We start from the raw sequence: 23,896 nt of genomic DNA, 5'->3' as shown, positions 1-23,896 counted from the left end.
AATTTGGGCATTTATCTGTCCTTTTACACTGGCTGGTTGCACTGACCGTGTATGGCATGTTTGCACTGGGGCTGTGGATGGTGACGTTGGGGTATTATGATACGTGGTATCACGGTGCACCTGAAATTCATAAAAGTATCGGGATCATACTGCTGATAGCGATGGTGGTACGAGTTATCTGGCGCTTTGTTTCTCCACCACCAAAACCCTTAGCCAGTTATAGTCGCCTGACCAAAATCAGCGCTGTTTTAGTGCATATTCTGTTGTATATTTTACTGTTTAGCATTCTGATTAGTGGTTATTTAATTTCGACTGCTGATGGGCAGCCAATTTCTGTCTTTGACTGGTTTACTGTGCCAGCCACATTAACCGGTCAGGGGAAACAGGCAGATACTGCTGGAATGATCCATCTTTACCTTGCCTGGACAGTGGTGATTTTATCGTTATTACATGCTGTTGCTGCGTTAAAACACCATTTTATTGACCGTGATGCAACCCTGAAGCGTATGCTGGGTTTCCGTCCTGAATAATACAAAACGATTATGGAGAATAATATGTTGAAGAAGACGTTACTTGGCCTGACTGCGGGTGCATTGTTACTGAATGCAAGTTCTGCATTAGCAGCCAATTATAAAATTGATATACCGGGTCAGCATGCCTTTATTGAATTCCGTATTCAGCATTTGGGTTATAGCTGGTTATATGGATCATTTAAAGATTTTGATGGTTCTTTCACCTTTGATGAGAAAAACCCGGCGGCGGATAAAGTTGATGTCACAATTAAAATAGCCAGTTTGGATACTAACCATGCCGAACGTGATAAACACTTGCGCAGTAAAGATTACTTTAATACAGAGAAATACCCTGAAGCAAAATTCGCTTCAACCGATGTGAAAAAAGAGGGGAGTAAATATACTATTACAGGTGATCTGACTTTAAATGGTGTGACAAAGCCCGTGGTATTGAATGCAGTATTGATGGGAGAAGGTAAAGACCCATGGGGTGGTTACCGCGCAGGTTTTGAAGCTTACAGTAAAATCAACCTGAAAGACTTTAATTTCAAAGCAGATTTAGGCCCTAAATCACAGGAAGCGGATTTACTGATTTCTGTCGAAGGTGTTAGGGAAAAGTAATATCCTGATTACTTAACGTAAACTGAATAAATAAAAACCTGGCTAATGCCAGGTTTCAGGCTGCTGACTAACCCATTAATCCTTTTTTTTATTGCATTATTTTTGTTAGTGTTTTTTCCGTTTCCTAACCCGTATTTAAATTTCCCGATTTTCATTAAATTGATATTCAAGTTTTACCGTTTTTCCTTTTCCTGCATTTGATTTTTCAGGTTTAAAACCAGAGAGAGTAATTTACTAATTTAGTTTTCGTAAATTAAAAAATGAGAATTTTTCTTGCTCAAGTTCTGTCATATGAGCAATATGAGGCAAATTTCGAATTCCGTTCCCCTTATTTAAAGGGATTAATCGATTGAGATACATTTTTGTCTTCCTAAATGTGATGAATAGAAGAGAGTCTTTTTTCCAATGGATAACATGTTCTCCTAATCAACGGAGATGAGCTATAAATGAAGTGATAATTCGATTTACTTCAAATACTGTTCCTTGTGTCCACGGGGATGAGAATTCATTGGCATCCGTTTTTGCTTTATCTATGCCTTTCTTAATGAAGACGGTTGCATTCGTGTCCATTTTCACTGGGATCGTTATGATAAGGCCGATGAAAACGCGTCTTGTTGGGTACGGTTCGCACAAGGCCTGGAATGGCAGGGTCAGGAAGTGATTGTGTCTTATCTGAACGGCGATAAAACTGAATGAGTCAGAGGGGCGCTCACTGAGCAATATCAGACCACTAAATCGCATGATAGCTAGCATCTTGCGAATTTTTGACAGCTGTTTAGGGCGGTTCTTTAGCTATTGCTATGCGAGGCTGGCAAGAAATTCCAGTGCCTGTGGGTGGCGATCCACCATTTTAATCAGTAACATAGCTTGTTTATTCGGTTTAGCCCGCCCTTGTTCCCAGTTCTGATAGCTTGAAACGGCGGAGGCTCCTCGGCGTTCAGGTCTGGAGGAGATACCAATTTATTGCATGTTAACCAGGATGATATGACACATTTTTCTTTTGTTGTTGAATTACAGAATATTGCTGAATTACAGGATTTAGCTGCTGATCTGGCAATGTTCACACATAAACTAGCGCAATTCAGGCAGCGACTTAATCTGGATTTTGATAAATATCAGGCCGATCATATCTCTTTACGCTGTCATGATATGGACGTAGCGGAGCGCTGGCGTAAAGGTTTTTTACAGTGTGGAAGTTTGATGTCGGAAAGTATGATTAATGGGCGTCCAATCTGTTTGTTTGATTTGGCACAGCCAATAACGGTGCTTAACTGGCAGATTGATTGTGTTGAATTGCCATACCCCGGCAAGAAAACCTATGCACATCAGGGATGGGAGCATGTGGAGCTGGTGCTGCCCGTGGCGCCGGAAATGTTATCGGCAGCAGCAAGGGCATTATTACCGCAGCCTTTGCCGGCCGGTTTTTCTGTTAAAGAGAGTCAGCCCAAAGGGGAGCAGGAGCGGCTGCCTAATCCTACCTTAGCAATCACTGATGGTGAGATCACAGTCAAATTTCACCCATTTACATTGCGTGACATTGTTAAAAGTGAGCACCAGTCAGCAAAATTAACTTTTCCATCCCTGTGATCCAGATAAAAATTCTGACCTTGTGATTTCCTACAAATCATTGAGAATAATTAAATGTCATAGTTAGTGAGTTGAGTTACTGAATCGTTTAGGTTCATTAATTACTCGTTATTGACTGGGTGTTCAAGGAACTTCTGATGACAAAGTTAGAAATTTGTTGTTTTAGCGTAGGTTGCGCATTAATCGCACAACAGGCTGGGGCTGACCGGATAGAGTTGTGTGCCAGTCCGACGGAAGGGGGATTAACACCGAGTTTTGGTACATTGAAGCAGGCTATTGAGCAATTAACTATTCCTGTACATCCAATTGTACGTCCAAGAGGCGGTGATTTTTGCTACAGCCATTCAGATTTTGAGGTGATGAAAAATGATATTGCCCAGATCCGTGATATGGGATTTATGGGCGTCGTTTTTGGTGTATTGGATGAAGAAGGACATATTGATTTGCCGCGGATGCAACAATTGATGGCGTTGTCCGGCGATATGGCTGTCACTTTTCACCGTGCGTTTGATATGTGTTTTAATCCTAACGTGGCATTGGATCAACTGACTCAGCTTGATGTTAAGCGAATATTGACTTCCGGCCAGCAACAGAATGCTGAATTGGGGTTACCCTTATTGAAAGAGCTTCATCAGGCCAGTCAGGGGCCAATTATTATGGCGGGCGCGGGTGTTCGCCTGAGTAATATCCATAAATTTATGGATATAGGGCTAACGGAAGTTCACAGTTCTGCCAGCCGGGTGATGCCTTCCACCATGACCTACCGCAAAGCGGGGGTGACGATGAGTTCTGACAATGAAGTGGATGAGTTTTCACATTACTGCGTTGATGGTGGTGCGGTAGAGGTTATGAAAGGGATGCTGAGTCTGACTTTGTTTGAATAAATCCTACTCTGTTAAGCAAATTTCGCACTGGCCCTGTTGGGCCAGCTCTCAAACTCAGGGTTTACGGGCAATCAGTAACGCACGCAGCGGAGCGGGATAACCCTCAATGGTTTTACTGCTATCTTCAGGATTAAGAAAATCAGATAACGACTCTGTTTTCATCCAGTCTGTACGACGTTGTTCTGCCATGGTAGTTACCGCGTGATCGACAATCCTCACATCAACAAAACCGCATTTTTCCAGCCAGACTTTCAGCATTTTCGCTGATGGGATGAAATAAACATTACGCATCTGGGCATAGCGTTCTCCAGGGATTAGGCAGGTGTATTCATCACCTTCAACAACCAAACTTTCCAGCACCAATTCGCCATCGGACACCAGTTGGTTTTTTAACTGCCAAAGATGGTCGAGTGGGGAACGGCGGTGATAGAGGACGCCCATTGAAAAAACGGTATCAAAAGCGGCCAGTGCCGGTAATTGTTCGATGCCCAGAGGTAAAAGATGAGCACGTTGATCGCTGCCAAGCAACTTTCTGACGGCTTCAAACTGGCAGAGAAAAAGCTGAGTCGGATCGATACCAACCGCAAGTTCAGCTCCTTCACCGACCATCCGCCACAGGTGATAGCCGCTGCCACAGCCAACATCAAGAATTGTTCTGCCCGCTAAGGGAGAAATGTGGGGCAGTACCCGATCCCATTTCCAATCTGAACGCCATTCAGTGTCGATATTCACACCGTAAAGAGAGAATGGCCCTTTGCGCCACGGCATAAATATTCTCAATATATTGGTAATACAGACTTTTTCACTGGCGGATAGGGGGGGATCCCGCTCTGCGATCACGCCATTTTTTAGATCTAATTTGGTCGGCGAAATGTTGGGCAGGTTTTCCAGGGTTTTGACCCACGATTTAAAATTGCCATGCAGGGCGGCTTTTTGCCATTCATCCAGTTGGGCCGGAAGACAATGAAGCCAGTGTTGGAGGTTGCTCCTGGCGATAAGCTGATAAAAATTACCGAAATCTATCATTTGTCAGAGCCTTTTATCGCCAGTAATGAGCCGAAATTGAAACACTGAAACCAGACTTCAACATGTTCAAAACCAGACTGATGGAGGCGGGATTTATGTGTTTCGACAGAATCAGTCAGCATTACATTTTCAAGCATGCTGCGTTTCTGGCTGATCTCCAGTTCGCTGTAGCCGTTAGCACGCTTAAAATCGTGGTGCATATTAAACAGCAACTCACCAATCTGTTGATCTTCAAAACTGAATTTCTCGGATAAAACTAACACACCGCCCGGACGTAATCCCTGATAAATCCGGTTAAGCAAACCTTGTCGATCTTGCGGGTCGATAAATTGTAAAGTGAAATTCAACACAACCATTGAGGCATTTTGAATATCAATATTGAGAATATCGGCTTCAATAACGTCAACCGGTGCGCGCGCCCGGAAAGCATCAATATGGCGACGACAGCGTTCTACCATAGCCGAAGAATTATCAACCGCAATGATCTTGCAATTTTCCGCGGTAATATTGCGGCGCATTGCCAGGGTTGATGCGCCAAGGGAACAACCCAGGTCATAAATCTGGCTGTTTGATGTCACGAAACGACTGGCCAGCATACCAATCATGGAAACGATATTTGAATAACCTGGCACAGAGCGTTGGATCATATCAGGGAAAACTTCTGCAACCCGTTCATCGAAACGCCAGTCACCCAGATTGGCAATGGGGGCGGCAAACAGGCTATCCCTTTGATTGTGAGGATCTTGATTTGACATAACAGCATTGATTATTAGAAAAAATAGAAGGCGGCATTCTAACAGATGTAAAGCTTGACCTTGAACCAATTTTCTCTGTATTAAAAAGCACCTTTAAATGACCTATTGTTTGCTTACATAAAAGAGTGGGGTGGTGTATGGCATATCAGATCTTAACAAATGTCGCGGCAAGTATTACCGATTTGAAACGTAACCCAATGGGGACATATTTGCAGGGGGAAGGTGAAGCTATTGCAATCCTGAATCGGAATGAACCTGCGTTTTATTGTGTGCCACCTGAATTATTTTCTTACTATTAGGAACTGGCCGAGGATGCCGTACTAAACAAAATTGCGGATGACCGCTTAAAAGATGCTGAATTTGTCAGTGTGAATCTAGATGATCTATAGTCTGCAATTTGAAAAGCGGGCCTTAAAAGAGTGGAAGAAGCTAGGTCATCCAGTTAAGGACCAGCTAAAGAAAAAACTGGTTGAACGCTTAGAAAACCCTCATGTGCCGTCTGCAAGATTAAGTGGGCGAGCTAACCGATATAAAATTAAATTGCGGTCTTCTGGCTATCGTTTGGTTTAAACACTTGCCCGTTTTGCATATCAACCCCGGGAAGTCTTCCTCATAAATGGAACAGCTATGATTAGAATAATAGGCAGCAGAACTCGCTGCCTGTTTGTTTCAGTGGCGGCAATATCAGACATAAAGAGAAAATATCTGTTCCCAGGGCAGGTAGTAAATATTGGCAATTACCATCAATACCATGGAGAGATAGGTTGCTACCATGCCTGAACGTCGCCAGCGGAACTCACGGTGGTACAGGCCATAATAATGTAACAACCTGCCAGTGAGCAGGATCAAACCACAGACATGTATCATCCAGACATTCGAGCCGTTCATCTCCATCATCACCAGTAATAACATAGAGATGGGAATATATTCCACAGCATTGCCGTGAATACGGATAGCGGTTTGCAATTCGTAAAAACCACCATCTCCATATGAAACCCGATATTGCGTTCTTAGTTTAACCACATCAAAAGACAGCTTAATCAATAATAGTGCGCCCAACACAACATAAAGCGAGCTAACCATTTTTAACTCCATTGCCTAACCGAAATTGGCCAATTAGGTTATGATAAACCTCAAAAATAAAACTGTCGCTATAAAAAACAGGAATTGAAAATAAATTTGTCTGATTATCAGACATCAAGGCAATTGTATTATCCAGGATATTGCCTGCCCTTATCTCTGAGCAGAATTTCTATTATAATGGCGGCCTTTTTTGACAGTTCTTGAACTTTTCGTATTTAAAAAAGTTCAAGAACGATGCCAAAATTTCCGCAGCGAAAGCACAACAGCCGAATAAAAGGATATTGTATGCGTACTGATTATTGTGGGCAGTTGAATCTGACCCATGAAGGCCAGAAAGTGACTCTTTGTGGTTGGGTAAATCGCCGCCGTGATCTGGGTGGCCTGATTTTTATTGATATGCGTGATCGTGAAGGTATCGTTCAGGTATTTTTTGATCCGGATCAGCAAGCAGCGTTTTCTTTGGCTTCTGAGCTGCGTAATGAATTCTGTATTCAAATCACCGGTACTGTACGCGCGCGTCCTGACAGTCAAATCAATAAAGATATGACTACCGGTGAAATCGAGGTTTTTGCGGAAAGCCTGAATATTATCAACCGTTCCGAACCTCTGCCTTTGGATAGCAATCAGACGAACAGTGAAGAGCAGCGTCTGAAATATCGCTATATTGATCTGCGCCGTCCTGAAATGGCAAATCGCCTGAAAACACGCGCTAAAATTACCAGCTTTGTCCGCCGTTTTATGGATGGTGAGGATTTCCTGGATATTGAAACGCCGATGCTGACTAAAGCGACACCAGAAGGCGCTCGTGATTATTTAGTGCCGAGCCGCGTTCATAAAGGCAAATTTTATGCATTGCCTCAATCCCCGCAGTTATTTAAGCAATTGCTGATGATGTCCGGTTTTGATCGTTATTATCAGATTGTGAAATGCTTTCGTGATGAAGATTTGCGTGCGGACCGCCAGCCGGAATTTACTCAGATCGACGTGGAAACGTCCTTTATGACTGCCGAGCAGGTAAGGGGAATGATGGAACAAATGATCCGCGAATTGTGGCTGGAAATTAAAGGTGTTGATCTCGGGCATTTCCCGGTCATGACTTTTGCTGAAGCCATGCGCCGTTTCGGTTCTGATAAACCTGATTTGCGTAACCCACTGGAACTGGTCGATGTCGCTGATCTGGTCAAAAATGTGGAGTTCAGCGTTTTTGCTGAACCGGCGAATGACAGTAAAGGCCGCGTAGCGGTTATCCGCGTTCCGGGTGGGGCTGAACTGAGCCGTAAACAAATTGATGAATATGGCAAATTTGTTGGGATTTATGGCGCCAAAGGGTTGGCGTGGATAAAAGTCAATAATCGTGGCGCGGGTCTGGAAGGGGTACAAAGCCCGGTGGCGAAGTTCCTGAATGCAGAAGTGATTGAAGGTCTGCTTTCCCGTACCGGTGCGCAGGATGGCGATATTCTGTTCTTCGGTGCCGGCAGTATCAAAGTGGTCACTGATGCTTTGGGAGCACTTCGTCTGAAATTAGGTCGCGATTTGAACCTGACGCAACTGAATAGTTGGCAACCGCTGTGGGTTATCGATTTCCCAATGTTCGAAAATGATGATGAAGGCGGTTTGAGTGCAATGCACCATCCGTTTACTTCACCACGTGATATGTCCGCGGAAGAGTTGGCGCAAAACCCGCTTTCAGCCATTGCCAATGCTTACGATATGGTGATTAATGGCTATGAAGTGGGTGGGGGATCAGTGCGTATTCACCGTAACGACATGCAACAAGCGGTGTTCCGCATTTTGGGAATTAATGAGCAGGAGCAGCAGGAAAAATTTGGTTTCTTGCTGGATGCTTTGAAGTTTGGGACGCCACCGCATGCAGGTCTGGCATTCGGCCTTGACCGTCTGGTAATGTTGCTGACAGGGACCGATAACATCCGTGATGTTATCGCGTTCCCTAAAACAACCGCTGCTGCTTGTCTGATGACCGAAGCGCCAAGTTATGCAAATCTGGCCGCGCTTGAAGATCTGTCAATTTCGGTTGTGGCCCGGAAAGAGAGTGAATAATGGCTTATAAGCGCCCTGAATCTGTTCTGGTTGTTATTTATGCGTTTTCCAGCAGACGGGTGCTGATGCTACAGCGGCGGGATGATCCTGATTTTTGGCAATCTGTGACGGGTAGCCTTGACGGGGACGAAACGCCGCGTGAGACAGCATTGCGTGAAGTGCAAGAAGAAGTCGGTATTGATATCATCGGTGAAAATCTTGAACTGATAAATTGCCGGCGCTCGCTTTATTATGAGATTTTTACCCATTTGCGTCATCGTTATGCTCCGGGAGTAACCCGTAATAAAGAGTACTGGTTCTGTCTGGCATTGCCTCAAGAGCGAGAACTCCTGTTGACTGAACACCAGGCTTACCAGTGGCTGGATGCGGATAAAGCGGCAAAGCTCACTAAGTCATGGAGTAATCGGCAGGCAATTGAAGAATTTGTGATTAATTAAGTTAATTAGATGTTTTATCGGAGAACCTTATGGCAGGTCATAGTAAATGGGCCAATACCAAGCACCGCAAAGCGGCACAGGATGCGAAACGCGGTAAAATTTTCACCAAAATTATTCGGGAGCTGGTAACGGCTGCCCGTTTGGGTGGTGGTGATCCGGCAGCTAACCCACGTCTGCGGGCGGCGGTTGATAAAGCGCTGTCCAACAACATGACCCGCGATACCTTGAACCGGGCTATTGCCCGTGGTGTTGGCAACGATGATGCTGACAACATGGAAACCATCATTTATGAAGGTTATGGTCCGGGGGGTACCGCGGTAATGGTTGAATGTCTGAGTGATAACCGTAACCGTACGGTTTCTGATGTTCGTCATGCTTTCACTAAAACCGGCGGTAATCTGGGTACGGATGGCTCTGTTGCTTATCTGTTCACCAAGAAAGGCGTAATTTCTTATGCGCCAGGATTGGATGAAGATGCTGTTATGGAAGCGGCGTTGGAAGCAGGGGCTGATGATGTGGAAACCTATGATGATGGCGCTATCGATGTTTACACCTCACCAGAAACGTTTGGTGACGTGAAAGACGCGTTGGATGCCGCCGGTTTTGTTGCCGAATCAGCAGAAGTTTCGATGATCCCTTCCACTAAAGCTGAATTGGATGCGGAAACCGCACCTAAGTTACTCCGTCTGATCGATATGCTGGAAGATTCAGACGACGTACAAGAGGTTTACCATAACGGTGAAATCTCTGATGAAGTTGCCGCTTTGCTGTAATTTCAATTGGGTTGTACAGCGTAGAGAAAGTGCACTGGGGGTTCAGGGCACTTTCTCTAACGTTTTTATCCCCCTTATTAAAGATGATCGTAAAGGCGAATAAACAGATATGGCGATTATCTTAGGTATCGACCCAGGTTCCCGTGTCACCGGTTATGGTGTGATCCGCCAGCAAGGGCGCCATTTGATCTATCTTGGCAGTGGTTGCATCCGGACAAAAGTTGATGATCTGCCTAACCGGTTACAGCGCATTTATGCCGGTATCCTTGAAATTATTACGCAATTCCAACCGGATGCCTTTGCTATTGAGCAGGTATTTATGGCGAAAAACCCGGATTCAGCGCTGAAATTAGGGCAAGCGCGTGGTGTTGCTATTCTGGCTGCGGTAAATCAATCTGTGCCGGTTTTTGAATATGCCGCCCGGCAGGTTAAACAGACAGTTGTCGGCACTGGGGCGGCTGAAAAAAGTCAGGTTCAGCATATGGTGCGTTCTATGCTGAAATTGTCTGCTAATCCGCAAGCCGATGCAGCAGATGCGTTGGCAATTGCGATAACTCATTGCCACTTTAATCAGAATCTTTTGCGTGTTGGTGATCCCAGATTAATGCTGGCGCGAGGACGTTTAAAGTAACGGCTGGATATGCATCCAGCTTTTTTTATGTTATAAGCATTAGCAGAATAATCAGTTTTATTTGCAGGGGGTAAACAAGTGATAGGGCGTCTCAGAGGAATTGTGCTGGAAAAACAACCACCGTTGGTTTTGCTGGAAACGAATGGCGTGGGTTATGAAGTTTATATGCCAATGACCTGTTTTTATGAATTGCCTGAGACCGGACAGGAAACTGTTCTGTTTACTCACTTTGTGGTGCGTGAAGATGCGCAATTACTTTATGGTTTTAATGATAAACAGGAGCGGGCGCTGTTCCGTGAACTGATTAAAGTGAATGGCGTCGGCCCTAAACTAGCGCTGGCTATTCTTTCGGGTATGTCTGCGCAGCAATTTGTTTCTGCGATTGAGAAAGAGGCGATTGCTTCTCTGGTTAAATTGCCGGGTGTGGGTAAAAAAACGGCTGAACGGCTGGTGGTTGAAATGAAAGATCGTTTTAAAGGGCTTAATGGCGATCTGTTTAATCAGAGCAGTGATATTAATCTGCCGGCAACCGCCAAACAGACAACTTCTGATGCTGATATCGAAGCGGAAGCCGCCGCCGCGTTAGTCTCTCTGGGTTATAAGCTGCAAGAGGCCAGCCGAATGATCAGTAAAGTCGCTAAACCGGGAGCTGATTGTGAAACACTTATCCGCGAAGCACTTCGCGCCGCTCTTTAATCACAGGGGTATACCATGATTGAAGCTGACCGTCTGGTTTCCGCGGAAGTTTTACAAGACGATGAAGCCATTGACCGCGCAATCAGACCCAAATTACTGTCTGAATATGTCGGGCAGCCGCAGGTCTGTGAGCAGATGGAGATTTTTATTCAGGCGGCCAGACAGCGTGGTGATGCCCTTGACCATCTGCTGATTTTTGGCCCGCCCGGGTTGGGGAAAACAACCCTGGCGAATATTGTTGCCAATGAGATGGGGGTAAATCTTCGCACAACGTCTGGCCCGGTCTTGGAAAAGGCGGGGGATTTGGCGGCAATGCTGACAAATCTTGAACCGCACGATGTTTTGTTTATCGACGAAATTCACCGTTTATCGCCGGTGGTGGAAGAGATTCTCTATCCGGCAATGGAAGACTATCAGCTGGATATTATGATTGGCGAGGGGCCGGCAGCCCGTTCGATCAAAATTGATTTGCCGCCTTTTACCCTGATTGGCGCTACCACGCGTGCAGGCTCCCTGACTTCTCCACTGCGTGATCGTTTCGGTATTGTGCAGCGCCTTGAATTTTACAACGTGGATGATTTGCAAAGTATTGTCTCCCGCAGTGCCCGTTATATGGGGGTGGATATTACTGATGATGGTGCGCGGCAGATTGCCATGCGTTCCCGTGGAACGCCGCGTATTACCAACCGTTTACTGCGTCGGGTGCGTGATTTTGCTCAGGTGAAAGGGAATGGTGGGATTGATAGTGAAATTGCTACCAAGGCGCTGGATATGCTGAGTGTGGATTCTGCCGGTTTTGATTATCTGGATCGTAAGTTATTGATTGCCATCATTGATAAATTTATGGGCGGGCCTGTGGGGGTGGATAACCTTGCCGCCGCCATCGGTGAGGAGCGGGAAACGATTGAGGATGTGCTGGAGCCATTCCTGATCCAGCAAGGTTTTATTCAACGGACTTCCCGTGGACGAATCGCCACCGATCATGCTTATCGCCATTTTGGTATGGTCAGAGATTAGGCACAATCAGTTTGCAGTGTGAGCTAATTGGGATGGGGATCCGTCAAGGGAACCCTATCCCGGGTTTTCTCCATTGGTAATTGAGCGTAGCAACTCAGTGAATCAACTTCTTGCCTTACTGAGTAGGCTGATAATAAATAGCACCGCAGCGCACAGAACAACAGAAGGCCCGGCTGGCGTGTCATAAAAGGCGGAAAAAGCTAATCCGCCGGTGACAGCGAGCATACCAACGATAATGGCAATACCGGCCATTTGTTCCGGTGTACGGGCAAAACGGCGCGCGGTGGCAGCGGGAATAATCAGCAGAGAAGTGATAATCAGAGCGCCGACAAACTTCATTGCCAGGCCAATTGTCAAGGCTGTTACCAGCATTAACAGCACTCTCAACCGCTGGATTTTAATGCCATCCACAAACGCCATTTCTTGGCTGACTGTCATAGAAAGCAGGGCGTTCCATTGCCGGAACAGCAGTGTAGTAACAATAGCGACACCGATTGCAATCAGCCAGATATCTTCATAAGTGACTGACAGTAAGTCACCAAACAGATAAGCCATTAAATCAACCCGCACATTGGACATTAAACTGACAACCACCAAGCCTAATGATAAGGCGCTGTGAGCCATAATCCCCAATAAAGTATCAATGGCCAGTTGCGGTCGTTTTTCCAGCCAGACCAGCATGATTGCCAATATCAACGTGACCGCGATAACCGCGTAAAAAGGGCTGATATTGAGTAATAATCCGAAAGCGACGCCCAATAATGACGCATGAGCCAGAGTATCGCCAAAATAGGACATTCTGCGCCAGACAACAAATGATCCTAATGGTCCGGCAGCAATCGCCAATAATATGCCGGCCAACCAACCGGGGAGTAATAATTCAATCATCACTGGCATTCCCTGTTATTTTTCAAGATAATTTTTCCTTTCAGATCATGATGGTGATTATGTTGATGCCGATATATTGCTAATTGCCCGGTGCCATGATGACCAAACATAGCGATAAATTCAGGGTGAGTTGAAACAACTTCCGGTGTACCGGAACAGCAAATATGTTGATTAAGGCATAAAACTTCGTCTGTTTTCGCCATCACCAAATGCAAATCATGGGATACCATCAGTACAGCACAATGTAATTCAGTTCTGATTTGATTAATTAAATCATACAGTGCTAACTGACCATTAACATCAACGCCTTGTGTCGGTTCATCAAGCACCAGCAATTGGGGTTGATTTAATAGCGCTCTGGCTAATAAAACCCGTTGGTTTTCTCCGCCGGATAATTTTTGCATCGGTTGCTGCAAGAGATGAGCCGCGTTAACCCGTTCAAGCGTCGGCAATATATCGGCGGATTTTACGCCAGGTTTCAGCATCATAAAGCGTTTGACTGTCAGTGGCAGGGTAGGATCAAGATGCAACTTCTGTGGAACATAGCCGATTCTCAGTCCATCGGTATGCTCAATCGTGCCGGATGACGGCGCAATAAGCCCCAAAACAACACGGACTAATGTTGACTTACCGGCACCATTGGGACCCAGCAACGTCAGGATATTCCCTTGTTGCAAGCTAAGAGAAATATTGTTTAATACCTGACGGTTGCCGAAGGTAACTGCAACATTTTTTAAAGTGATGAGTGTCGACATGCTAAATATATCTTGCGTGAACATTGAGATGTTATAATATAACAATTCTTGCTTCTGTCCACGAGATATTTACATTATGTTGCACAAATCATATAAATTGGCGCAGAAATTTTTCTGCAAAGCTGCAATTGCCACTGTTTTTATGTCAGGAACAATACCATCGGCTAATGCTGATGTGGTGACATCAATTCGTCCATTGGGTTTTATTGCTGCGGCAATAACTGAGGGTGTTACTGATACGCAGGTATTGTTGCCTGATGGCGCTTCACCACATGATTATGCATTGAAACCGTCTGATCTTAAGAAGATTAATCAGGCAGATTTATTTGTGTGGGTTGGTCCTGATATGGAAATCTTTTTGTCTAAACCGTTAACCAAAGTGCCACAAGATAAACAGCTGGTATTAGCGCAATTGCCGGCGATTAAACCACTATTGCTAAAGAATGATGAAGATTTACAGGAATCGAATCATCATAACCATGAAGAGAACCATGAACATCATTCTCATGGTGAATATAATATGCACATTTGGTTGTCGCCAGAAATAGCGAAACAGGCTGCTCAGGGGATCCATGACCAATTATTAGCGCGTTATCCGCAGAAAAAAGCGGCACTGGACGTAAACCTACGTAAATTCAACGTTCATCTTGCGCAAACTGACAAAAATATTGCTAATATTCTTAAGCTGGCGCGCGGTAGGGGGTATTTTGTTTTTCACGACGCCTATGGCTATTTCGAACAGCATTATGGCTTGACCCCGTTAGGGCATTTTACGATTAACCCTGAAATACAGCCCGGCGCGCAAAAATTACATCATATACGAACACAATTGGTTGAGCAGCAGGCAACCTGCATTTTTGCTGAACCGCAATTCAGGCCGACCGTTATTAATGCGGTAGCGAAGAATACGGGGGTGCGTATGGGCACTTTAGACCCGTTAGGAGGCCGCATCGTATTGGATAAGGACAGCTATATGAAATTTATAACTCAGTTGTCGGAACAATACGCGAGTTGCCTGAATTAAAGTAATAAGGAATTCGATTAGTGCAGCAGATAGTTAAAACTATCGTTCTGGTGTATAGGGAGTTACCGCGACCGCATAAGATTATGCTGGGTTCGCTGACTTTGGCGACATTGGTTGTCACGATGTGGCAGCCAATTGCTTATCATCATGAACAGGAAGAAATAAGCACCGACAGTATTGCAATCAGTGCCCCGGCAAATACTGATGAGATTATTGCGGATAGTAGTGAGCAATTACCGGATGAGGGCATTCCCGATGAAGAGACGAATTCGGAAGCGACGGCTCAAACTCCGCATGAATATATTGTCTCTGACGGTGATACCCTCAGTAGCATTTTGACGCAATTTGGTATTGATGCTTCTGACGTGGCGTTACTGGCAAGTCAGCATAAAGTGTTACGGGGGCTGAACATTGGTCAGCCATTATCATGGACGGTAAATGAAGCGGGTGATCTGCAAAGTCTGACTTGGGGTGTTTCCCGTCGTGAAAGCCGTATTTATACCCGTGAAGGTGATGTCTTTAAAGAAACGAAATCATTTCAGAAAGGTGAGTGGAAAAACAGCGCGATTATAGGTGTGGTTGATAGTAACTTTACCAGCAGTGCTTTAAACGCGGGATTAACCAGCAGTGAAGCACGTGAAGTCACCAAGGCACTGCAATGGCAAATTGATTTGCGCAAATTACATAAAGGTGATCGCTTCTCTGTATTACTTTCCCGTGAAATGCTGGATGGTCACAGTGAACAGAGCCAATTACTGGGTGTTCGCCTGAACAGTAGCGGTAAAGATTATTATGCTATCCGTGCGGAAGATGGGCGTTTTTATGATCGTGAAGGTTCCGGTCTTGAACGCGGCTTTTTACGTTTTCCAACAACGAAACAATTCCGTGTATCTTCTCACTTTAATCCCCGGCGTGTGAATCCGGTAACAGGGCGTGTCGCACCACACAAAGGGGTGGATTTTGCTATGCCGGTGGGAAGCCCAGTTTTGGCGGTAGGTGACGGTGAGGTTATTGTCTCCAAATATAATGGGGCGGCAGGGAACTTCATCGCTATTCGTCATGGCCGCCAATATACCACCCGTTATATGCACCTGAGAAAACTGTTGGTGAAACCAGGGCAGAAGGTAAAACGTGGTGATCGTATCGCGTTGTCCGGTAGTACCGGTCGTTCTACGGGGCCTCATTTGCACTATGAATTCTGGATCAATCAGCAGGCGGTAAATCCATTAACTGCGAAATTGCCGCGTTCTGGTGGTCTGAGTGGTAAAGATCGCACAGAATTTCTGGCAACGGTAAAAGAGGTAACACCTCAGCTTTTGCTGGATTAGCTTAATTGAACATTAATGACAGACTTTAAGGTGGATGATTGATATCATCCGCCGTTGTTTTGTCTATGCCAGAAAAAGATGGGTTGATATCCACTGATATAAATCTCTGTACTAAAATGGCAGACATCGTTTTGTTCTAAAGAGTTAGCTCATGCATAAAGAGACAGATACAGACAGTAAAGTGGGTTATGTGCCGACATTTCATAAATCCTACCTGCATCCTCGCTATTGGGGATTATGGTTGGGAGTAGGTGTATTGGCTGGGCTGACTTACTTCCCGGTTAAAATGCGTGATCCTTTGTTGGCTAAAATAGGCTGGCTGGCTGGCAGGCTGGCAAAAGGGGCGCGCCGCAGAGCGAGGATCAATCTGTGCTACTGTATGCCGGAACTGACAGAGCAGCAGCGCGAGGCGTTGATTGATGAGATGTTTTCTACTGCGCCTCAACCTTTTGTTATGCTGGCTGAGATTTGTTTACGTGGCACAAAATCAGCTTTAAGCCGGACGCATTGGCATGGTGAAGAGATTACTCGCCAACTGAAAGCGCAGGGAAAAAACATTATTTTTATGGTTCCTCATGGCTGGGCGGTGGATCTTCCGGCGATATTATTGACAGCCAATGGACAGAAAGCAGCGGCGATGTTTCATCATCAGAAGAACCCTGTAGCAGATTATCTGTGGAATAAAGTCCGGGGTCGCTTTGGTGGTCGCTTACATTCCCGTGATGCTGGCATTAAACCTTTTATTGCTACCGTTCGCCAGGGTTACTGGGGATATTATCTTCCTGATCAAGATCATGGCGAGGAGCACAGTGAATTTGTCGATTTCTTCGCAACGTATAAGGCAACATTACCGGCCATTGGGAGGCTGATGAAGATTTGTCGTGCGGCGATTGTGCCATTGTTTCCGGTTTATAATTACCGTACTCATCAGCTTGATATTTATATTCGCCCTCCAATGGATGATATTGAAGGCAAGGATGATGCTTTTATTGCCCGCCGGATGAATGAAGAGTTGGAACAATTAGTGCGGCCAAATCCTGAGCAATACACTTGGATCCTTAAATTGCTTAAGACCCGCAAAGAAGGGGATATTGAGCCGTATAATAGAGAAGATCTTTAATTCTAATATACCCTTCATCTTTCAAGTTGCTGCTTTGTTGGCTGCTTTCACTCACCCCAGTCACATAGTTATCTATGCTCCTGGGGGTTCGTTCACTTGCCGCCGCGCTGCAACTCGAAATCTATTCGGTATATATATGAAGTCATTATCACAGTTTGAACTTAACCCCTAATATTGGACATCATATCTAATGATTAGGGGTTATTATGATGAAACATTTTACTTGCACTTGAAATATCAGGATAGCATTTACGCCGCGATGGTTTGTTTTATTGTCTCCAACAAACCGCCGGTTCCACAACATGAACCATCATAATTTGGATTGTGCTTCCTGTTGGTCACTCGATCGTGTGGGCATCCACCATTACACAAATGAAACCATTTACATTGATGCATTTTTTCATATGATTCCATTTCCTCTTTAAGATGATCCTTATTTGTATTTGATTTAGATAGTAAATTCCCAAGATCATTATCAATAATCGAACCATAATTATTCCCTTCAGCACCAACATATTTATCACATGCTGATACCGTACCATTAGGTTCTAATGTGATTATTTCCTGAGAACAGTTACCCGCCCAATAACAATCTGACATTTTCTTTTGGGACGATTTGATACTGTCAATAAATCCGTCAAACAAGCGAATATTGATTTTGCCTTGATAACCATTCCACCAGACACGGAAAACCTTAGAAAGGAAATTAATATAGTTATGGTAAGTTATATAACTTCCTCCAGGATCATCACCCGGCTGGCATCGGTTATCTGGGACAATATTCAGAAATTCAATATCCATCAAACCGATTTCGTAAAAATAAGAGAGCATTTTTTCTATATTTGATTCATAAACATCGCGGTCGACGACGATAAGCGCACCGTAAGGTATGCCATAACTTCTTAACTTTTTCATACCTGCCGCGACTTTATGGGATGTTGGCCTTCCTCTGTAATCTAATCTCCTGCTATCGTGTATTTCCGGAATACCATCAACGCTTATTCCTACCCCCATTCCAATACCTTTGAGGAACACTAACCAATCTTCAGGAATATTGACGGCATTTGTCTGTACCGAATTGGTGATAACTTGATCCGGTTTTTTAAATTGTTCCTGTAACCAGATGAGTTTCTTAAAGTAATTAACATTCAACAACGTTACTTCGCCACCATGCCAGACGAATTCAAATCGCTTGATATTCGGTAGGGATAAGAAACGGTGGATGGAACGCATTAAATTGAAGAATGTTAAGGTATTTCCTTTTCCTTCTGCCCAGGAGTGACAATAAGTGCATCTTAAATTGCAAAGCCTGGTGGCTTTCACAACCACAACTAATTTATTAGCATTAATAATTTCAGGGCTGAAATGTATACTGATTTCTTTATTATATAAAGCCAGTTCATCATCATCTAATATCTTTTCGGCGGAGATTTCACCGATAATTCTGCAAGCTAATTGCCTGTAGTTAATTTTAGATGATTTCTTAAGAATCGATGATTCGTCTGAATCTAAATATTTTATGGGGATTATTGTGTCCATAAAGAACTCCTTTATTATGTTATTTATGCTCAAACAAGCAAGTGGCCATCCCTCATCGTTAATATTCTGTCAGAAAACGCTGCCGCTTCTACGGAATGGGTTACCATAACAATCGTCGTACCGTTTTCATTCAGCTCCTTAAGTGAAGATAAAATATTCTGACCATTTACGCTATCCAGGTTCCCCGTTGGTTCATCAGCTAATAAAATGGTGGGGTTTGCTATCATTGCTCTGGCGATAGCAACACGTTGCTGTTGTCCACCAGATAATTGTATCGGTTTATGATTTTCCCGATTTTCTAATCCAAAACTATTTATTGCATTAAATACTTTGCTTTTCCGCTGTTTTTTAGGAAAACCTCTGTATTTTAACGGTAACTCTATATTTTCAGATACCGTCAAATTGGGTAACAGATTGAATGATTGAAAAATATAACCAATAAATTCTCGTCTGAATGATATTTTTTCAGAATATTTCATTGTTAAAATATTGCTATTGTTCAGTGTTAATTGACCGCTATCGATTGTTTCAAACATGCCAATGACATTCAGTAATGTTGATTTCCCTGACCCTGACGCTCCCATTATAGAAATAAATTCGCCTTTATCTATATTGAGATTTATGTCATTCAAAACATTTGTTTGAATGAATTTAGTTTTATATGATTTACAGACATTCATCATGCTAATCATTTTATTCAATCCTTACTGTATCATTATTAACTAATTTATTCTTACCAAAGCTAACGAGCGTTTGTCCTTCAGTAACACCACTTTTGATCTCAATATCAGAACCATTATCTTGGCCGGTGGAAACTTGAATACGTCGGGCAATTTTTTTATCTGGATGGTAAACAAACACATAGTTTTTATTGTCAATAGAAAACACCATAGATGAAGGTACGGAGAATATTTTCCGATCTTCATCAAGTTTAATCATGACATCAACGGATTGCCCCCGTTTGAAGTTAATTGTTTTTTTATCTTCCAATTCAAATCTGACTTTGAATGTTCCATTATTCACTTCAGATGAAATTAATTTCACCAGTAAAGGTATTTTTCCATTGTTATAGATTAAACTGGCAGATGAATGGTATGTTATTTTGTTTAAATAGTATTCGTTGATTTCTGATTCAAAATAAAAGTTTGATAAATCATCAACAATAGCTATTTTGTCGCCAGGTTTTAACCGTTGTCCTAAAATTAAATCTAATGAACTGATATTACCGGCGATAGGGGATTTTATTGAAAGCTGCTCGAAACCATTTTCGATGATGTCAGCGAGTTTTCTCTGTTTTTCGACAAACTCGTCGATTTCCTTTAACTGTTTTGATATATTACGATCTTTATCATTTTTTAATTTTTTGTAGAATAGATAAATATCGTGCCAATAATCTCTTTTAATCCTTAAATCGGACATAGTTTCTTTAGAAATATAATTTTTATGTACAAGATCGTGATATCGCTTTAATTTATCTTCTACTTCTTTTAGTTCTTTGGCGGCTTCTAAGAATCGGTTATTGATATCCCGATAGTCAGATTGCAAGTTTATTCTTATGTTTATTAAATTATTGAGTTTATCTGTCACGTCCGCTAACATCGAAGAATTATTCAATGTGAAATTAAAATTAGATAATTTCACGATTTCTTCATTCTTTAAAACATCTTGTGATGGTTTTTTCATTATATCGGTAACGATTCCCCCTATCTCGGTTGAGATAGAGACACTTTTATCAGGAACCACAACTGCCCTGGTTTTCAGAATATCACTATCTACTTTGCTGCTGACCTGAAACTGGGTAACTTCATTTTCATTCACGAAAGCGTCTTTAGCCGAAACGACATAATAGATAATAAATACAACAAATGAAATAAAAGCGATAAAGAAAATGAGAATGAGTAATTTCTCTCTGTTATGTATGCCTTTTTTTCTGATTTCTATATCCATAATTAATCTCACAAAAATTTAGTGGCGGATAATTTTCTATAATTCACCAAATAGGTAGTCATCATTATAATAACGGTGAATATCATTGTAGCAGATAGGGCGATAGCACTGTATACAAAAGAATCGGTGTAAATCACACTATATTCATCAAGCAGATAAACTAAAATAGTTCTTCCTGATATATATGCCACGAAAATTGATGCGATTATCGGGATGACACTTTTCGATAAAAAGTGAATGAGATTGGTGTAAATAGAACCACCAATAGATTCCATTATACTTAATTCCCTTTTCATCGCGTTAAAGTCAGTCATGCTGGTAGTAAAGCAGGCGATGACTAATAATAGAACCGAGAAAATAGCGACGGCAGATGATAATTTTATTACTTTTAAATAATTATCATAATAAGAGTTAAATAAGTGACTGGTTAAATCAATTTCATTATTATCAAAACCCTGTTTTGATAGTTCATTAAGTACCGGAGAAAGGTTTTTCATATTGTTTAAATTCAGCGAAGCATATTTTCCATGATCTTTTTTGATGAAAACAACTATTGGCCTGAATGGTTCATCTACAGCACCTAAATTGAAATCATCTATAATCTGAATAAATCTGATTTGGATCTTTTTATCCTCCATTGTGTACCAATAGTAGTTGTTAAAAATATCATCATATTTGAGAATTCCATTCTGTTTTAAAAATTCTTTTGTCACTAATGCATGGACTACATCAGCATTATCACTCTGATATACTCGTTTATCACCACCGGCTAATATCTTCATTCTCCACACATCAGTGAAATTTTCATCCGCAGTAATAACATTTGAAGAGATATAGTTATTCCTGTTTTGTTGGCCGGAATAATTAATAGTGATATTTTCTCTTGACATATCAAATGGTCGCCAATTACTGAGGGTTATTTTTGAAGTATTGTATTTTCTGATAAACTCATAGCTTAATTCATCAATAGTTGATTTTTTATTATTATCGTTATTAATTGCTATTGATATTGTCTTGGCATTATCATATGGAGTATGTAAATCAACAAGGTGAATATATTGATTGGTTAATCCGGTGACTAAATAAATAGATATTCCGGAAACAAGTAATTGAATAGCCAATGATGATTTCCTAAACCAAGAGGCAAGGGTTGATTCATATCTCATATCCATTTTTCTGTTTCTTTGATAAATATAAAAACGTAATGAGAATGAAAAATGTATTGATGAAATAAAGATAAAGGAAATAACAACTGAAAATATCCCTAGATATATTAAACTGTCTGCTTCTAATAGGGTAAATATATTATTTATATAGAGAGAGACATTGAATATAGTTATGATAAGTAACAAAAAGATAAGGGTGGAAAGGATTATTTTGATCAGCATGGCCGGCAGTGAATCGCAAATAATATTGAAAGTTGAAGCGCCTAGCGCTTTCTTTAACTGATAAATATCCCTTTTTTCTGCTGAATCAGCAGAAGTTAAATTATAATAGTTGGTTAATGCGGAAAATAAGATAAATGCGAACGCGATATATGAGCTATAAATTATCTCCTTTGATAAACCAATAGAAATTTCATCAGGCAATCCATCTTGGTAATGAATATCTTTTAATTTTTTTAATGATAGGTGAATAAATTCACTGGCAGTAAATGGAGCGCCTGGAAGATTGGGGGCTTTGGTTGCAATAATATGATTAAGAAGCGCATCGCGATTGGATATTGGTTTTTCATCAGAGAATTTTATAAAAATATAAGCATGTGTATCATACCAATTGAATATTTCTTTATTGTAGTTTTTGATAAGTGTTGGCTTAAATGAAATAATAGCATTCATATTAAGACTCGAATCATGACGTTTTTCTACGATATCCTTGATGATATAGGTTTCGTTATCCAGAACAATAGATTTTCCTTTGGGATTTTCCAGGCCGAGATAGCGATTATTGAACTTTTTTGTGATGTAAATCTCATTTGCTCCCAAGATATTATCGATTTTCTTAAAGGGAGACAGGGTATTCAGGAATTGATGACTGACTGCAAACACGGGAACTTTGGTGATCTTTTTTCCTTGTAACTCAATCGTCGTGTTAAGTTTGAAAAAGTAGTCTGCACGATTTATCCTTTTATCTTTTTCTAGCTCGTCTATGAGTGGCAATGGCGATTTTGCCGATCTCACTTTTTCTCCATTGGGCAAATTAAAGGTGGTTTCCACCCGGTAAATGTTGCCATTATCTTGATAATAGTTATCAACTCGAGCATCTGAATAGAAGGCAGTAGAAAGTAAATAAATTGCTAATATTGCTATTGATACTGAGAGTATCGATACCAATATATTGAAACGTTTCATGGATTCTGAGATGTTAATAGCATTCATTTATGGCTACCGTTCCTTACTTAAAGCCCATCCTATTAGGGCTATTTTATTTGCCTGCATCAGTAACACCTGCTGGGACAGGCTGGCTATTAGCGGGGCGAATTTTTAAATTAATTTTTGGGTATGGATTTTTTAACCCTTGCCTCTGAGTATTCTACATAACATATATGAAGATCCAACGAAAATGTTTTTTTCTGCCAATATTGATTTTTTATCGTATTTTTACCCTTTTTAGTTACTGAAATCTATTATATTTTCATCTTGAAATGAAAAAATCCAATAATATTAGTGGTAAAAGGTGGTTGTGTTTAATGATAAAATACAAACCTTCCATTCAGGTTAAAAAAACTTATCTGTATTATTCAAATTTTTATATTTACTTTATGAAAGTATTTAGGGTAATCCCGGATAATACATAGGATTACCCTATGATTAAGGTTCAAAAAATTATTTATTTTAACTGAACAACTTGATTGTTTATCCCAATGGACATTGTTTTTTCAGGAAAATAAAATAACCTGATGGGATAAGCTTTAAATTTCCTGGAAGCTTTTTGACCAGTTCCAGGCCGTGATCTCAGGGATCTTAGGTTTATTGCTTAATTCGTTTAGTGCTTTATCAGTAATTGAGAGTTCAGTCTCTTTGAATGATGCAGCAAGAGAATTGAGTGCTTCTTGAGTTTTAACGGTTTCATTTAAGGTATTATGCATGATAATCTCCACTTTATTTCTTATACCGGTTATCTTTCAAGTTACCTCTTTGTTGGCTGCGCTCGCTCACCCCGGTCACATAGTTCGCTATGCTCCCGGGGATTCGCTCCCTTGCCGTCGCGATGCA

23 protein-coding genes and 3 pseudogenes are annotated in these 23,896 nt (G+C 42.0%); 15 read left to right on the top strand and 11 right to left on the bottom strand.

The features are described 5' to 3' along the window. The coding region (locus PTE_RS13880) for a cytochrome b (protein ID WP_036847551.1) at positions 1 to 530 on the top strand (530 nt) is incomplete at its 5' end. Positions 531 to 554: 24 nt separating this feature from the next. Continuing rightward, positions 555 to 1,133 carry a YceI family protein gene (locus PTE_RS13875; protein WP_036847548.1) on the top strand — a complete coding sequence of 193 codons (579 nt, stop codon included), beginning with the start codon at positions 555 to 557 and terminating at the stop codon, positions 1,131 to 1,133. A 798-nt stretch (positions 1,134 to 1,931) separates the two neighbouring features. Here the strand turns inward: PTE_RS13875 and PTE_RS26555 are convergent. After that, a pseudogene (locus tag PTE_RS26555) lies at positions 1,932 to 2,048 on the bottom strand (helix-turn-helix domain-containing protein); the annotation flags it as partial. A gap of 69 nt (positions 2,049 to 2,117) precedes the next feature. Between PTE_RS26555 and PTE_RS13865 the strand changes: the two are divergent. Both PTE_RS13865 and cutC read left to right on the top strand, forming a co-directional pair. Next, positions 2,118 to 2,720 (top strand): VOC family protein, encoded by a 603-nt coding sequence (locus PTE_RS13865; protein ID WP_036848368.1) that lies wholly within the window; start codon positions 2,118 to 2,120, stop codon positions 2,718 to 2,720. A 137-nt stretch (positions 2,721 to 2,857) separates the two neighbouring features. Beyond that, positions 2,858 to 3,604: a copper homeostasis protein CutC gene (gene cutC / locus PTE_RS13860; protein WP_036847542.1), complete on the top strand. Its 747-nt coding sequence runs from the start codon at positions 2,858 to 2,860 to the stop codon at positions 3,602 to 3,604. A gap of 54 nt (positions 3,605 to 3,658) precedes the next feature. Here the strand turns inward: cutC and cmoB are convergent, their stop codons facing one another. Together cmoB and cmoA are read right to left on the bottom strand one after the other, a co-directional pair. Then, entirely contained in the window at positions 3,659 to 4,630 is a 972-nt protein-coding gene (gene cmoB, locus PTE_RS13855) for a tRNA 5-methoxyuridine(34)/uridine 5-oxyacetic acid(34) synthase CmoB (protein WP_036847539.1), read from the bottom strand. Continuing rightward, complete coding sequence (gene cmoA, locus PTE_RS13850) at positions 4,627 to 5,385, bottom strand: carboxy-S-adenosyl-L-methionine synthase CmoA (protein WP_036848367.1); 759 nt, start codon at positions 5,383 to 5,385, stop codon at positions 4,627 to 4,629. The genes cmoB and cmoA overlap by 4 nt, the downstream gene beginning before the upstream one ends. Before the next feature lie 137 nt (positions 5,386 to 5,522). Here cmoA and PTE_RS13845 point away from each other — a divergent pair. Together PTE_RS13845 and PTE_RS23815 are read left to right on the top strand one after the other, a co-directional pair. Then, positions 5,523 to 5,774: pseudogene (locus PTE_RS13845) on the top strand (type II toxin-antitoxin system Phd/YefM family antitoxin). Continuing rightward, positions 5,764 to 5,952, top strand: a pseudogene (locus PTE_RS23815) (type II toxin-antitoxin system RelE family toxin); the annotation flags it as partial. The pseudogenes PTE_RS13845 and PTE_RS23815, both read left to right, overlap by 11 nt. A 117-nt stretch (positions 5,953 to 6,069) precedes the next feature. On the opposite strand, the gene PTE_RS13840 reads toward PTE_RS23815, so the two are convergent. Next, positions 6,070 to 6,468 (bottom strand): MAPEG family protein, encoded by a 399-nt coding sequence (locus tag PTE_RS13840; RefSeq protein ID WP_036847536.1) that lies wholly within the window; start codon positions 6,466 to 6,468, stop codon positions 6,070 to 6,072. A 285-nt stretch (positions 6,469 to 6,753) separates the two neighbouring features. Here PTE_RS13840 and aspS point away from each other — a divergent pair, with 285 nt between their 5' ends. The 6 genes from aspS (at position 6,754) to ruvB (ending at position 12,080) form a co-directional block, all read left to right on the top strand. Further along, on the top strand, positions 6,754 to 8,526 hold the full coding sequence (gene aspS / locus PTE_RS13835; protein ID WP_036847535.1) for an aspartate--tRNA ligase: 1,773 nt from the start codon (positions 6,754 to 6,756) through the stop codon (positions 8,524 to 8,526). Further along, positions 8,526 to 8,963, top strand: coding sequence for a dihydroneopterin triphosphate diphosphatase (nudB, locus tag PTE_RS13830; protein ID WP_036847532.1), 438 nt, complete (start codon positions 8,526 to 8,528; stop codon positions 8,961 to 8,963). The genes aspS and nudB overlap by 1 nt, the downstream gene beginning before the upstream one ends. Positions 8,964 to 8,992: 29 nt before the next feature. Then, positions 8,993 to 9,736, top strand: coding sequence for a YebC/PmpR family DNA-binding transcriptional regulator (locus PTE_RS13825; RefSeq protein WP_036847529.1), 744 nt, complete (start codon positions 8,993 to 8,995; stop codon positions 9,734 to 9,736). A 109-nt stretch (positions 9,737 to 9,845) separates the two neighbouring features. Beyond that, the gene (ruvC, locus tag PTE_RS13820) at positions 9,846 to 10,367 is read left to right on the top strand and encodes a crossover junction endodeoxyribonuclease RuvC (protein ID WP_036847527.1); all 522 of its coding nucleotides are present in this window, start codon (positions 9,846 to 9,848) and stop codon (positions 10,365 to 10,367) included. A 78-nt stretch (positions 10,368 to 10,445) separates the two neighbouring features. Next, the gene (gene ruvA, locus PTE_RS13815; protein ID WP_036847524.1) at positions 10,446 to 11,063 is read left to right on the top strand and encodes a Holliday junction branch migration protein RuvA; all 618 of its coding nucleotides are present in this window, start codon (positions 10,446 to 10,448) and stop codon (positions 11,061 to 11,063) included. Between the two features lie 15 nt (positions 11,064 to 11,078). Continuing rightward, positions 11,079 to 12,080: a Holliday junction branch migration DNA helicase RuvB gene (ruvB, locus tag PTE_RS13810; protein ID WP_036847521.1), complete on the top strand. Its 1,002-nt coding sequence runs from the start codon at positions 11,079 to 11,081 to the stop codon at positions 12,078 to 12,080. A 102-nt stretch (positions 12,081 to 12,182) separates the two neighbouring features. Here the strand turns inward: ruvB and znuB are convergent, their stop codons facing one another. Together znuB and znuC are read right to left on the bottom strand one after the other, a co-directional pair. Then, entirely contained in the window at positions 12,183 to 12,968 is a 786-nt protein-coding gene (gene znuB, locus PTE_RS13805; RefSeq protein WP_036847518.1) for a zinc ABC transporter permease subunit ZnuB, read from the bottom strand. Further along, positions 12,968 to 13,723: a zinc ABC transporter ATP-binding protein ZnuC gene (znuC, locus tag PTE_RS13800; protein WP_036847515.1), complete on the bottom strand. Its 756-nt coding sequence runs from the start codon at positions 13,721 to 13,723 to the stop codon at positions 12,968 to 12,970. The genes znuB and znuC overlap by 1 nt, the downstream gene beginning before the upstream one ends. Before the next feature lie 76 nt (positions 13,724 to 13,799). Between znuC and znuA the strand changes: the two genes are divergently transcribed. The 3 genes from znuA to lpxM all read left to right on the top strand — a co-directional run bounded on the left by znuA (position 13,800) and on the right by lpxM (position 17,195). Beyond that, the gene (gene znuA / locus PTE_RS13795; protein ID WP_036847512.1) at positions 13,800 to 14,747 is read left to right on the top strand and encodes a zinc ABC transporter substrate-binding protein ZnuA; all 948 of its coding nucleotides are present in this window, start codon (positions 13,800 to 13,802) and stop codon (positions 14,745 to 14,747) included. Between the two features lie 20 nt (positions 14,748 to 14,767). After that, entirely contained in the window at positions 14,768 to 16,075 is a 1,308-nt protein-coding gene (mepM, locus tag PTE_RS13790) for a murein DD-endopeptidase MepM (protein WP_036847510.1), read from the top strand. Positions 16,076 to 16,226: 151 nt separating this feature from the next. Continuing rightward, positions 16,227 to 17,195, top strand: a complete 969-nt coding sequence (gene lpxM, locus PTE_RS13785; RefSeq protein WP_036847508.1) for a lauroyl-Kdo(2)-lipid IV(A) myristoyltransferase — start codon at positions 16,227 to 16,229, stop codon at positions 17,193 to 17,195. A 249-nt stretch (positions 17,196 to 17,444) separates the two neighbouring features. Here the strand turns inward: lpxM and darE are convergent, their stop codons facing one another. The 5 genes from darE to darA-a form a co-directional block, all read right to left on the bottom strand. Further along, the gene (darE, locus tag PTE_RS13780) at positions 17,445 to 18,734 is read right to left on the bottom strand and encodes a darobactin maturation radical SAM/SPASM protein DarE (protein WP_036847505.1); all 1,290 of its coding nucleotides are present in this window, start codon (positions 18,732 to 18,734) and stop codon (positions 17,445 to 17,447) included. 29 nt (positions 18,735 to 18,763) lie between these two features. Further along, positions 18,764 to 19,426 (bottom strand): ATP-binding cassette domain-containing protein, encoded by a 663-nt coding sequence (locus PTE_RS13775; protein WP_036847503.1) that lies wholly within the window; start codon positions 19,424 to 19,426, stop codon positions 18,764 to 18,766. A 1-nt stretch (position 19,427) separates the two neighbouring features. Further along, on the bottom strand, positions 19,428 to 20,681 hold the full coding sequence (gene darC, locus PTE_RS13770; protein WP_036847500.1) for a darobactin export ABC transporter periplasmic adaptor subunit: 1,254 nt from the start codon (positions 20,679 to 20,681) through the stop codon (positions 19,428 to 19,430). Positions 20,682 to 20,689: 8 nt separating this feature from the next. After that, complete coding sequence (darB, locus tag PTE_RS13765) at positions 20,690 to 23,059, bottom strand: darobactin export ABC transporter permease subunit (RefSeq protein WP_036847498.1); 2,370 nt, start codon at positions 23,057 to 23,059, stop codon at positions 20,690 to 20,692. A gap of 533 nt (positions 23,060 to 23,592) precedes the next feature. Next, a complete protein-coding gene (gene darA-a, locus PTE_RS25760) occupies positions 23,593 to 23,769 on the bottom strand; it encodes a peptide antibiotic darobactin A (RefSeq protein ID WP_152962143.1) in 177 nt (58 codons plus the stop codon). Positions 23,770 to 23,896: the final 127 nt, after the last annotated feature.

It is taken from the genome of Photorhabdus khanii NC19, assembly GCF_000517265.1.
Lineage (GTDB): Bacteria > Pseudomonadota > Gammaproteobacteria > Enterobacterales > Enterobacteriaceae > Photorhabdus > Photorhabdus khanii.
This window is presented reverse-complemented; position numbering and strand designations above follow the sequence as displayed.

Bases quoted from the DNA above. Each gene is read 5' to 3' on its own strand.
- darE (WP_036847505.1), bottom strand. From the start codon at position 18,734: ATGGACACAATAATCCCCATAAAATATTTAGATTCAGACGAATCATCG.
- darB (WP_036847498.1), bottom strand. From the start codon at position 23,059: ATGAATGCTATTAACATCTCAGAATCCATGAAACGTTTCAATATATTG.
- PTE_RS13875 (WP_036847548.1), top strand. From the start codon at position 555: ATGTTGAAGAAGACGTTACTTGGCCTGACTGCGGGTGCATTGTTACTG.
- ruvB (WP_036847521.1), top strand. From the start codon at position 11,079: ATGATTGAAGCTGACCGTCTGGTTTCCGCGGAAGTTTTACAAGACGAT.
- cutC (WP_036847542.1), top strand. From the start codon at position 2,858: ATGACAAAGTTAGAAATTTGTTGTTTTAGCGTAGGTTGCGCATTAATC.
- znuB (WP_036847518.1), bottom strand. From the start codon at position 12,968: ATGATTGAATTATTACTCCCCGGTTGGTTGGCCGGCATATTATTGGCG.
- znuC (WP_036847515.1), bottom strand. From the start codon at position 13,723: ATGTCGACACTCATCACTTTAAAAAATGTTGCAGTTACCTTCGGCAAC.
- cmoA (WP_036848367.1), bottom strand. From the start codon at position 5,385: ATGTCAAATCAAGATCCTCACAATCAAAGGGATAGCCTGTTTGCCGCC.
- PTE_RS13775 (WP_036847503.1), bottom strand. From the start codon at position 19,426: ATGATTAGCATGATGAATGTCTGTAAATCATATAAAACTAAATTCATT.
- znuA (WP_036847512.1), top strand. From the start codon at position 13,800: ATGTTGCACAAATCATATAAATTGGCGCAGAAATTTTTCTGCAAAGCT.
- PTE_RS13825 (WP_036847529.1), top strand. From the start codon at position 8,993: ATGGCAGGTCATAGTAAATGGGCCAATACCAAGCACCGCAAAGCGGCA.
- nudB (WP_036847532.1), top strand. From the start codon at position 8,526: ATGGCTTATAAGCGCCCTGAATCTGTTCTGGTTGTTATTTATGCGTTT.
- PTE_RS13865 (WP_036848368.1), top strand. From the start codon at position 2,118: ATGACACATTTTTCTTTTGTTGTTGAATTACAGAATATTGCTGAATTA.
- darC (WP_036847500.1), bottom strand. From the start codon at position 20,681: ATGGATATAGAAATCAGAAAAAAAGGCATACATAACAGAGAGAAATTA.
- PTE_RS13840 (WP_036847536.1), bottom strand. From the start codon at position 6,468: ATGGTTAGCTCGCTTTATGTTGTGTTGGGCGCACTATTATTGATTAAG.
- darA-a (WP_152962143.1), bottom strand. From the start codon at position 23,769: ATGCATAATACCTTAAATGAAACCGTTAAAACTCAAGAAGCACTCAAT.
- ruvC (WP_036847527.1), top strand. From the start codon at position 9,846: ATGGCGATTATCTTAGGTATCGACCCAGGTTCCCGTGTCACCGGTTAT.
- aspS (WP_036847535.1), top strand. From the start codon at position 6,754: ATGCGTACTGATTATTGTGGGCAGTTGAATCTGACCCATGAAGGCCAG.
- cmoB (WP_036847539.1), bottom strand. From the start codon at position 4,630: ATGATAGATTTCGGTAATTTTTATCAGCTTATCGCCAGGAGCAACCTC.
- lpxM (WP_036847508.1), top strand. From the start codon at position 16,227: ATGCATAAAGAGACAGATACAGACAGTAAAGTGGGTTATGTGCCGACA.